This window comes from Arthrobacter sp. SPT-J7, assembly GCF_059089965.1.
The window spans coordinates 1-8457 of record NZ_JBNHFF010000143.1; the positions used below are offsets into that span (position 1 = coordinate 1).

Consider the following 8457-nt stretch of genomic DNA (forward strand, 5'->3'; position numbering starts at 1 on the left):
CCGACGCCGACGGCAAGAAGGTCTCGCTGTCCGACTACGCCGGCTGGAATGTGGTGCTCTACTTCTACCCCAAGGCTGCCACCCCCGGCTGCACCACCGAGGCCTGCGACTTCCGCGACAGCCTGGCTTCCCTGCAGGGCAAGGGCTACGAGGTCATTGGCATCTCCCCCGATGCACCGGAGGCCCTGGCCGGCTTCACCGGCGACTTCTCACTGACCTTCCCGCTGCTTTCGGACCCGGACCACGCAGTTGCCTTGGCCTACGGCGCCTGGGGCGAGAAGCTGGTCAACGGCGAAATCACCGAGGGTATTGTCCGCTCCACCGTGGTGGTGGATCCCGAAGGCAACGTCACGCTGGCCCAGTACCAGGTCAAGGCCGACGGGCACGTGGCAGCCCTGAAGGAAGCCCTGGGAATCTAGTCTTCCGCAACGCCCCATCACTTCCCGCAGCTTGCTGCCGAACGCCCCATCACCTCGTGCCGGGGCGTTCGGCTTTTAAGCGTCGTTGTCCGCCGTCTCCTGCTTAGCTGGTACCGCCTCCGCATACGACGCCGACACCCTCCGGTACACGGGGGTCAGGAAGGCCAACAGGGCGGCCATGACCATAATGGTCCCTGCGATGAGGAACACCAGTGCGATGCCGCGGGAGGTGCCTTCGCCCAGCAGCGGGGCCAGCTGGGCTGCGCCGTCGGCAGAGCGCGCATAGGGGATGATCCAGAACTGGGCGATCGGTGCAATGAGGAACGCCGTGACCGGCGCTGCCGCGGACTCAAACGCCATGGCGAATCCGAACACCCGGCCCTGCCGCTGCAAGGGCACCACCTGCTGGATGACCGTCTGCTCCGCGGCCTCCACGAACGGCACCAGGACCAGGTAAACCCAGATGCCCGCGACGTACAGCCAGGGCCACTCGCGGATGGTGAACGCCGCGCCGACTACTCCCATGACCACTACCGCGATGAGCAGGGTCCGCAACGGGTTGGACCCGAGCCCGAACTTTCCGATCAGCGCCCCGCCCACAATGAACCCGGTTGAGCCGAGCGCAAAGAAGGTGCCCCACAGCTCCACGGGGAACATTTCCAGGCCGTACGGATCCATCAACGCCATATAGACGCCGCCGATGAAGTTGTTGAAGGTGGAGAACAAGATCAGCGCGAACAGTCCGGAAATGGCCAGAACGGCGGCGAGGGAACCGCGGAAGTCGAAGCTGCCATGCGCGTCCGTAGCTGCAGCGCGCACTTCCTCGGGCATGCGCAGGGTGAGCAGGTGCGCGAAGGCAAGCGCCGTAAGCACCAGGGAGACGACGATGGTCCAGCCCATGCCCAGCAGCCCCACCGACAGCCCGGAGAGCAGGGACGTGACGATGAACATCAGCCCCTGCACCATGCCCACCAGCCCGTTCGCGTTGGCCCGCCGGTCCGGCTCGATGAGGATGGTGACGGTGGTGGAAAGGGCGATGTTGCGCATGTTCTCCACGACCGCGCCGATCAGGATGACCAGGGTGAATACCCAAAACCACGGCCGGGTCAGGTCCAGCAGCGAGGAAGCGGGTATCAGCAGGAACATGACCCCGGACAGGACGAACATCACCAAGGTGAAGGCGGCTGCGAAGCGCATCACGGCCAGCTTGCGGTAGCGGTCAACGAAGGTTCCGAAGCTGATGCTGGAAAGGGCAATCAACAGCATGTACGCGCCACCCACCACCCCGGTGGCGATGACGTTGCGGGTTTCGAGGTACACCCAGAACGTCAGGGCAAACCACAGGTAACTGGTGGTGATGTTGGCGAGGGCGGTGTTCACCAGGATTCCGGTGAACGTGCGGGACCTTTCTGCCGGGCTGCGCACCGAGGTGTCGACGGCGTCCGGGTCAGCCAGGTGTGTGGCTTCCCCGTCCTCACCGGGCATGGAGGTAACTGCCGCGTCCTCGCCATGCCCTGTCCCGCCGTCGGACGCCTCAGCAGCCCTGCCCCGGGCCGGTTCCTGCTCGGTCATGCGTCCCAGTGTAGTGAGGACCGACCGGAAGCCGACAGGGTGGACCCCCCTCCTCCTGGCGCCCCTGCCAGCCACCAGGGTTGACCTCTGCAAAGCCGCTGCATGGAGCATCGGACAAATTGCTGTGGGCTCAGAGCCGTGCCGTTGCCCGGTCCGCTGCACGGTGAAAGGATGGCGGCATGGCGATCGAGGTCCGTCCGGCCACCGAGTTCGAGGATGTCAGGACGATGGTGGGGCCCAAGCGGCCCGACGCCAACGTCTGCTGGTGCCTGAGCTACCGCATTCCGTCCACACAGAACCAGGCCTTGCGTGGGACGGAGCGCGGGGACCTGATGAAGGAGCTGGTGGCCCAGGATCCGCCGCCGGGGGTTCTGGCGTACGACGGCGGCGAGGTAGTTGGGTGGGCAGCGGTCCACCCCCGCGCTGACACCAGTTTCGCCGGCAACCGGAAGATCCCGCGCGTGGACGATCTGGAGGTGTGGTCGGTGTGGTGCATCAGAGTACGGCCTGGCCATCGGGGCAAGGGGATATCGCCCCACCTGCTGAAAGGCGCGGTAGACCTGGCGCGGGCCTATGGAGCAGAAGCCATTGAAGGCTACCCCGTGGATAACGGCGGGCGGAAAGTCGACCTTACCATGGCGTATGTGGGCACCCGGAAGCTCTTCGAGAACGCCGGCTTCACAAAGGCTGCGGACACGGAGTCAATACTCAACGGCTTCCCGCGGGTGCTGATGCGCCTGAATCTGGCAGGTTGATGGCCTCCGGTCAGCGGGTCAGGGCTTTTTCCACTGTTTTCCGGGACCAGTCCTCGTCATTGGCTCACAATGCCAAAAGCAGGGCGTTGACTGTCATGAGTCCCGCAATGAAGTACGCCCAACCTGTCCACCGACCCATACCAATTCTTGACCGGTAGCCCCAGCCACTCGATTGCTCCTGGAGGGTGGCACCTAAACCGCCGCGGCGGTACGCCCCGGATCCACACTTTTGGAAAGTGCCTCCAACCGGTTCTGCGCCTCCGTCTCCAGTTTGAGGCGGCGCGTCAGCCTCTCCACCTGCAGAGACATCTCCGTGCCGACCGGAAGCCGGTCGCCCGGCCAGCTGGATGCCTCCCTCGATGCGGCCAGCGCCTGGGCCAGGGCATTGGAAGCGGCACGCACTTTCCGTGAGTGGAAGTAGACTCGCAGCAGCGCCCTTCCCTTGTCCGCAGCGGCCTGCACCAGGTCACCCTGCACCGCGTCCCATCCTGAAACCAGGGGGTTCAGTTTCGGACCAGCCGGCACAGCACGGGCCGGTTCTGCACCCGCGGCACCACCCGCCGTCGTCTGGTCCTTCTTGTTGAGGTGTCCCATGGGCTGCTCCGCCTTCCTGCAAGCCGTGCAGCCTCCGGCGGATCGTCGTTGACCCTCGTACCTGAAGCTGCTCCCTGCCTTGAAGTGTCCCGGGCCTTCCTCAACGTCCGGGCAAGCGGGTCCCAAGATTCACTCAAGATCTCCCGGACGGCCGCTCCCGCCGTCGTAAGCGAGGGAACAACCACGAAACCCAACGCTGTAAAGCGGTGCGACACGGGCCGCAGCCGTTAATACGGTAGAAGTAGAGCTATGGTCTATCCCCCCGAAATCCGTCGTGCCGTTGTTATTGAGGACGACCCGGACATTCGCGGCCTGTTGGTTCGCGTCCTGGTCAAGCAGGGCTTCGACGTCACTGAGGCCGACGCCGGCCTGCCTGGCGTCGAGGAAGTCCGCCGCCGCAAGCCGGACCTGGTCACCCTGGACCTGAACCTGCCGGACCTCGACGGCCTGGAAGTCTGCAAGCTGCTCCGAGAATTCTCGGATGCCTTCATTGTGATGCTCACGGCCCGCGCCGACGAACTGGACAAGTTGACCGGCCTGGACAACGGGGCCGACGAATATATCAGCAAGCCTTTCAGCCCCCGCGAGCTGCAGTCCAGGATCAACGCCCTTTTCCGCCGCAGGCCCTCGGCCGCCGTGGACTCAGCCGCCCGCAATGACCTGGAGCGCGCCACGGAAGTCCAGCAAAGCCTGCTTCCCAAGGAGGACATTCGTGTTGAGGGTTACGACGTAGCCGGCGTATTCCGTCCGTCCCGCAGTGTGGGCGGGGACTTCTACGACTGGTACCAGACGCCGGACGGGCTCCACCTGACCTTCGCCGACGCCATGGGCAAGGGCATGGGAGCCGCGTTGATCGCAGCAACGGTCCGTGCGGTGATGCGCTCCACCGGCCGGCAGGACCTGGACGGCGCATTCGCCTCCGCCAGCAAGGCGATCGCCACGGATCTGGACTCCTCCAACTCCTTCGCCACCTTGTTCCATGCGCGGCTGGACGCGGCGTCGGGTAAGGTCCGCTATGTCGACGCCGGACACGGGCTTGCGCTGCACGTCCGCTCAGGCGGCACTGCCCACCGGCTTCCTTCCGGCGGCCCGCCGGTGGGCGCCTGGGAGGGGAGCCAGTGGCCCCAGTCCACCCTGGATCTCGCTCCGGGAGATTCCCTTGTGGTGGTCAGCGACGGCGTGCTGGACGTCTTCGGCTCGGTGGAGGACTTTACCGACGCCGTCCGCAGCGCCGCCCAAAGCGGGGATTCGGCCCAGGCAGCCAGCAATGCCATCCTGGCCCTGGCTCCCGCCGAGACCGCCGAGGATGACGTCACCGTCGTGGTGGTTCGCCGGCTGCCCCAAGAAGCAACCGCGTGACCCGCTTCCTGACCCGCCTGGTGGTGGTCCTGACGGTCATTACCGGCGTCAACTACATTGCCTGGCGCTGGGCAGCCTCCCTCAACTGGGACGCCTGGTGGATCGCCGTGCCGCTGGTGGTGGCCGAAACCTACAGCCTGATCGACGTGATGCTGTTCGGCATGACGGTCTGGAAGCTGAAAATCCGCAAGGGCGCACCGCCGCCCCCGCATGATGCAACCGTTGATGTCTTCATCACCACCTACAACGAAGACCTGGACATGGTGATGACCACGGCACTGGCCGCCCAGAAAATCCGGCATCCGCACAGCACCTGGATCCTGGACGACGGCGCACGGACCGAGCTGAAGGCCCTCGCCGAGCAGCACGGCCTGGGCTACGTCACCCGCAGCGAGGACTGGACCTCGAACGTGCCCCGGCACGCCAAGGCCGGCAACCTGAACAACGCCCTGATGCAGACGCACGGCGAATTCCTCCTGATCCTGGACGCAGACCAGATCCCCGAGCCGGACATCCTCGAAAAAACGCTGGGCTACTTCAACAACCGCCGGGTGGCGTTGGTCCAGACGCCGCAGTACTTCAGCAACGTGCCCGCAGACGATCCCCTCGGCAGCCAGGCACCCCTTTTCTACGGCCCCATCCAGCAGGGCAAGGACGGCTGGAACGCCGCCTTCTTCTGCGGCTCCAACGCCATCCTGCGCCGCGAAGCCCTGATGCAGCTGGGTCTGGTGGGCTACGTGAAGGAAACCGAGAAGAGCATCCGCCGGGCGCTGGCCGCGTCCCGTTCCGCCATCAAGCAGGCCCGGAAGTCCGCGGACGTGGAGACTCCTCTGGTGGCCCAGGTGCTCGACGAGGTGGAGGCCGCCACCCGCGAGGCCCAGAAGGAACTGGACGCCGGCCAGCCGCTGAGCGAAATCACCTACCGCGTCCGCCGGCGCGTGGACGCCGCCGTGCAGACCCTGGTGCTGGCCGACGTCGAAGCCCTCCAGGCGGACCTCGAAGAGATCGCCGCCATGGAACTGGCCCACGTGGGCGAATCCGGCGTTCCCGTGGTGGCGGACGACGCCGTGCAGCGCATGTCCGCCCGCGACTGGTCGCCGCTCGGAGCCCTGGAATCCGTACAGGCCGTCCTGGACGCGTTGTCCGTGGAACGCAACGACGAAGCGCAGCCCGTCATGCCGCTGGCCACCATCTCCGTCACCGAGGACATGGCCACCGCCATGCGCATGCATGCCATGGGCTGGGAGAGCGTCTACCACCACGAGGTGCTGGCGTACGGCCTGGCACCGGAGGACCTCAAGACCATGCTTACCCAGCGCCTCCGCTGGGCGCAGGGCACCATCCAGGTGCTGCTCCGCGAAAATCCGCTCGTCCAGAGGGGCCTCAAGCTGGGCCAGCGGCTGATGTACTTCGCCACGATGTGGACCTACCTCAGCGGCTATGCGGCGGTCATCTACTTCGCCGCCCCCATCATCTACCTGCTGCTGGGCATTCTGCCGGTGACAAGCCTGAGCTGGGACTTTTTCATCCGGTTTATTCCGTTCATGGTGGTCAACCAGCTGCTGTTCGCCGTCGCCGGCCGGGGTATTCCCACCTGGCGCGGCCAGCAGTACAGCCTGGCCCTGTTTCCCACCTGGATCAAGGCGTGCTCGACGGCGGCCCGGAACGTCTGGTTCGGCCGTCCCCTCGGGTTTGCCGTTACCCCCAAGGCCCGCCAGAGCGGCGGACCCGGCTGGAGCCTGATCCGGCCACAGATCGTGGTGTCCGTGCTGCTGGCCGCGGCCGCCGTCGTCGGAATCATTCGACTGGCGAGCGGCCTTGCCGAACCGCTTGGCACCCTGGTGAATGTCGCCTGGGTCATTTTCGACCTGGTGGTCATGAGCATCCTGGTCCGGGCAGTGCTTTACAAGGGTTACGAACCGGCAGCAAAGCCTGTAGTCCCATAAACACAGAGAGGAATTCGGATGGAGTTTAGCTATGAGGTCAAGGACTCGTATGCGGAGGTCAGGGCGGAGGGGCGGCTGAACATGGTGTCAGCGCCAAAACTCCGCGAGTTTGTTAACGGCGTCATTGCCGATGGATCCAACCGGATTGTGGTGAACCTGGCGAACACGGCGTTTATGGACTCCTCCGGCCTCGGCGCGCTCATTGGCTGCCTCAAAGCTGCACGGCAGGCAGGCGGGGACCTGCGGATCGCCGCGGTCCAGCCGCAGGTGAAGATGGTCCTGCAGCTGACCAGCATGGACAAGGTCCTCACGGCCTACGGGTCAGCCGAAGAGGCATTCAGCAATGACTGAGGTCCTGGCATCCCGCAGCTTCCGCGGACTGGCCGCGGGGGACGCGATCGAGTCCGTCCACAATGATCTCGACAGCCTTTGGCTCGACGTCCCCTTCGTGCAGGACATGGACCAGATGACGTTCACGACGGCGGTGATAGAGTCCGCGTCGAACATCGTCCAGCATGCGGAGCCGGCCGGGCAGGAGCCTGTGGAGCTCGGGGTGGACATCGAGGTGCGGCCCACGCTGCTGCAGGCGCGGGTCAGCGCCTATCACGCCAAGCCTCCGTTCGGGCCGATGGAACCGGCGAGGCCGGGCGAGGAGGCTGAGTCGGGCCGGGGGCTGGCGTTGATCCACGCCTTGGTCACCACGGTCACTTTCGAGCGGCAGGACGCCACGAACACCTGGGTCCTGTCCCGGACCTCGCAGCACGACTGAACCCTTAGGGTTTGCTGTCGCGTCCCGCATTCTTTAGGGCCCGCCCCCCGGGATCCCGTCGACCCTGAGGCTCTTCCGGAACGCCGGCTCGGTCTGGCAGCTGATGTAGTCTCTTGACACCACAGGGATGCTCCACTTCAATATTACGTATGCTGAAATAACAGTTCCATGATGCGGAAGCCCGAGCTGGTGTTGCTGATGCTTGGGTGCCGAAGTCCGGCCTCCGCATAGCCGTCACCATGGATGCCAGCATCTTGTCATCGAGGACCAGCCAGCATGAAGCTTGCCGAATTCAATACCGCGGACCCCGCAAGGGCTGCCGAAACCCTCAGGCCCTGCATCGACGTTCAACGCTGGGTGGCCACCGTCACCGCCGCCCGGCCGTTCCCCACCAAGGAATCCCTGCTCGCTTTCGCGGCCGGTGCCGCCAGCCCCTTCACATCCGCCGAAGTGGAGTCCGCCATGGCGCACCACCCGCGGATCGGCGAACGGCCGACGGCGGCCACCACCGAAGCCTCCATGTCCCGTTCCGAGCAGGCCGGGGTAGACCCGGCGGACACCGCGCTGGCCGAGGCTTTGAGCCAGGGGAACAGGGAGTATGAGGATAAGTTCGGCCGCGTCTTCCTGATCCGCGCAGCCGGCCGCACGGCCGACGAAATCCTGCAGTCCCTGAAGGAGCGACTGGCAAACTCCCCGGCCGAAGAAGACACCATTGTGGCCCAGCAGCTGCGCGAGATTGCCGTACTGCGGCTTGAAGGACTGATTACCGAATGACCGTCTCCCACATCACCACCCATATCCTGGACACGGGCGCCGGACGGCCGGCGGCAGGGGTCGCCGTCGTGCTGTACAAAAACGACGGCGGAAACTGGCAGGAACTGGCCGGCTCCACCACCGACGCCGATGGCCGCGCGAAGGACCTCGGTCCGGAGCAGCTGGACCCCGGACACTACAAACTCAACTTCGCCACCGGGAGTTACTACGCCGGCCTGCAGACCGCCACGTTCTTCCCGGAAGTTGACCTGGTGTTCGAAGTCACGGGC

General features: G+C 65.3%; 10 protein-coding genes. 8 read left to right on the forward strand and 2 right to left on the reverse strand.

The features are described 5' to 3' along the window. Positions 1-419, forward strand: a 419-nt coding sequence (locus AC5RWX_RS27110; RefSeq protein ID WP_494099362.1) for a peroxiredoxin, incomplete at its 5' end; no start/stop codon positions are given. 75 nt (positions 420-494) lie between these two features. Here the strand turns inward: AC5RWX_RS27110 and AC5RWX_RS27115 are convergent. Further along, entirely contained in the window at positions 495-1904 is a 1410-nt protein-coding gene (locus AC5RWX_RS27115) for an MFS transporter (protein WP_494099371.1), read from the reverse strand. A 266-nt stretch (positions 1905-2170) separates the two neighbouring features. On the opposite strand from AC5RWX_RS27115, the gene AC5RWX_RS27120 reads away from it, so the two are divergent. Next, positions 2171-2746 (forward strand): GNAT family N-acetyltransferase, encoded by a 576-nt coding sequence (locus AC5RWX_RS27120; protein ID WP_494099363.1) that lies wholly within the window; start codon positions 2171-2173, stop codon positions 2744-2746. Positions 2747-2938: 192 nt separating this feature from the next. Here the strand turns inward: AC5RWX_RS27120 and AC5RWX_RS27125 are convergent, their stop codons facing one another. Next, complete coding sequence (locus tag AC5RWX_RS27125) at positions 2939-3340, reverse strand: hypothetical protein (RefSeq protein WP_494099364.1); 402 nt, start codon at positions 3338-3340, stop codon at positions 2939-2941. Between the two features lie 249 nt (positions 3341-3589). On the opposite strand from AC5RWX_RS27125, the gene AC5RWX_RS27130 reads away from it, so the two are divergent. From AC5RWX_RS27130 to AC5RWX_RS27155, 6 genes are all read left to right on the forward strand, one after another. After that, positions 3590-4699, forward strand: coding sequence for a PP2C family protein-serine/threonine phosphatase (locus AC5RWX_RS27130; protein ID WP_494099365.1), 1110 nt, complete (start codon positions 3590-3592; stop codon positions 4697-4699). Next, on the forward strand, positions 4696-6645 hold the full coding sequence (locus tag AC5RWX_RS27135) for a glycosyltransferase family 2 protein (protein WP_494099366.1): 1950 nt from the start codon (positions 4696-4698) through the stop codon (positions 6643-6645). The genes AC5RWX_RS27130 and AC5RWX_RS27135 overlap by 4 nt, the downstream gene beginning before the upstream one ends. Before the next feature lie 18 nt (positions 6646-6663). Further along, positions 6664-6996 (forward strand): STAS domain-containing protein, encoded by a 333-nt coding sequence (locus AC5RWX_RS27140; protein ID WP_494099367.1) that lies wholly within the window; start codon positions 6664-6666, stop codon positions 6994-6996. Next, the gene (locus AC5RWX_RS27145) at positions 6989-7414 is read left to right on the forward strand and encodes an ATP-binding protein (protein WP_494099368.1); all 426 of its coding nucleotides are present in this window, start codon (positions 6989-6991) and stop codon (positions 7412-7414) included. The genes AC5RWX_RS27140 and AC5RWX_RS27145 overlap by 8 nt, the downstream gene beginning before the upstream one ends. A 276-nt stretch (positions 7415-7690) precedes the next feature. Beyond that, on the forward strand, positions 7691-8188 hold the full coding sequence (gene uraD, locus AC5RWX_RS27150; RefSeq protein WP_494099369.1) for a 2-oxo-4-hydroxy-4-carboxy-5-ureidoimidazoline decarboxylase: 498 nt from the start codon (positions 7691-7693) through the stop codon (positions 8186-8188). Next, a partial coding sequence (locus AC5RWX_RS27155; RefSeq protein WP_494099370.1) for a hydroxyisourate hydrolase occupies positions 8185-8457 on the forward strand: 273 nt, incomplete at its 3' end. The genes uraD and AC5RWX_RS27155, both read left to right, overlap by 4 nt.

Coding starts and splice junctions, on each gene's coding strand:
- AC5RWX_RS27115 (WP_494099371.1), bottom strand. CDS start 1,904: ATGCCCGGTGAGGACGGGGAAGCCACACACCTGGCTGACCCGGACGCC.
- AC5RWX_RS27125 (WP_494099364.1), bottom strand. CDS start 3,340: ATGGGACACCTCAACAAGAAGGACCAGACGACGGCGGGTGGTGCCGCG.
- AC5RWX_RS27130 (WP_494099365.1), top strand. CDS start 3,590: ATGGTCTATCCCCCCGAAATCCGTCGTGCCGTTGTTATTGAGGACGAC.
- AC5RWX_RS27120 (WP_494099363.1), top strand. CDS start 2,171: ATGGCGATCGAGGTCCGTCCGGCCACCGAGTTCGAGGATGTCAGGACG.
- uraD (WP_494099369.1), top strand. CDS start 7,691: ATGAAGCTTGCCGAATTCAATACCGCGGACCCCGCAAGGGCTGCCGAA.
- AC5RWX_RS27140 (WP_494099367.1), top strand. CDS start 6,664: ATGGAGTTTAGCTATGAGGTCAAGGACTCGTATGCGGAGGTCAGGGCG.
- AC5RWX_RS27145 (WP_494099368.1), top strand. CDS start 6,989: ATGACTGAGGTCCTGGCATCCCGCAGCTTCCGCGGACTGGCCGCGGGG.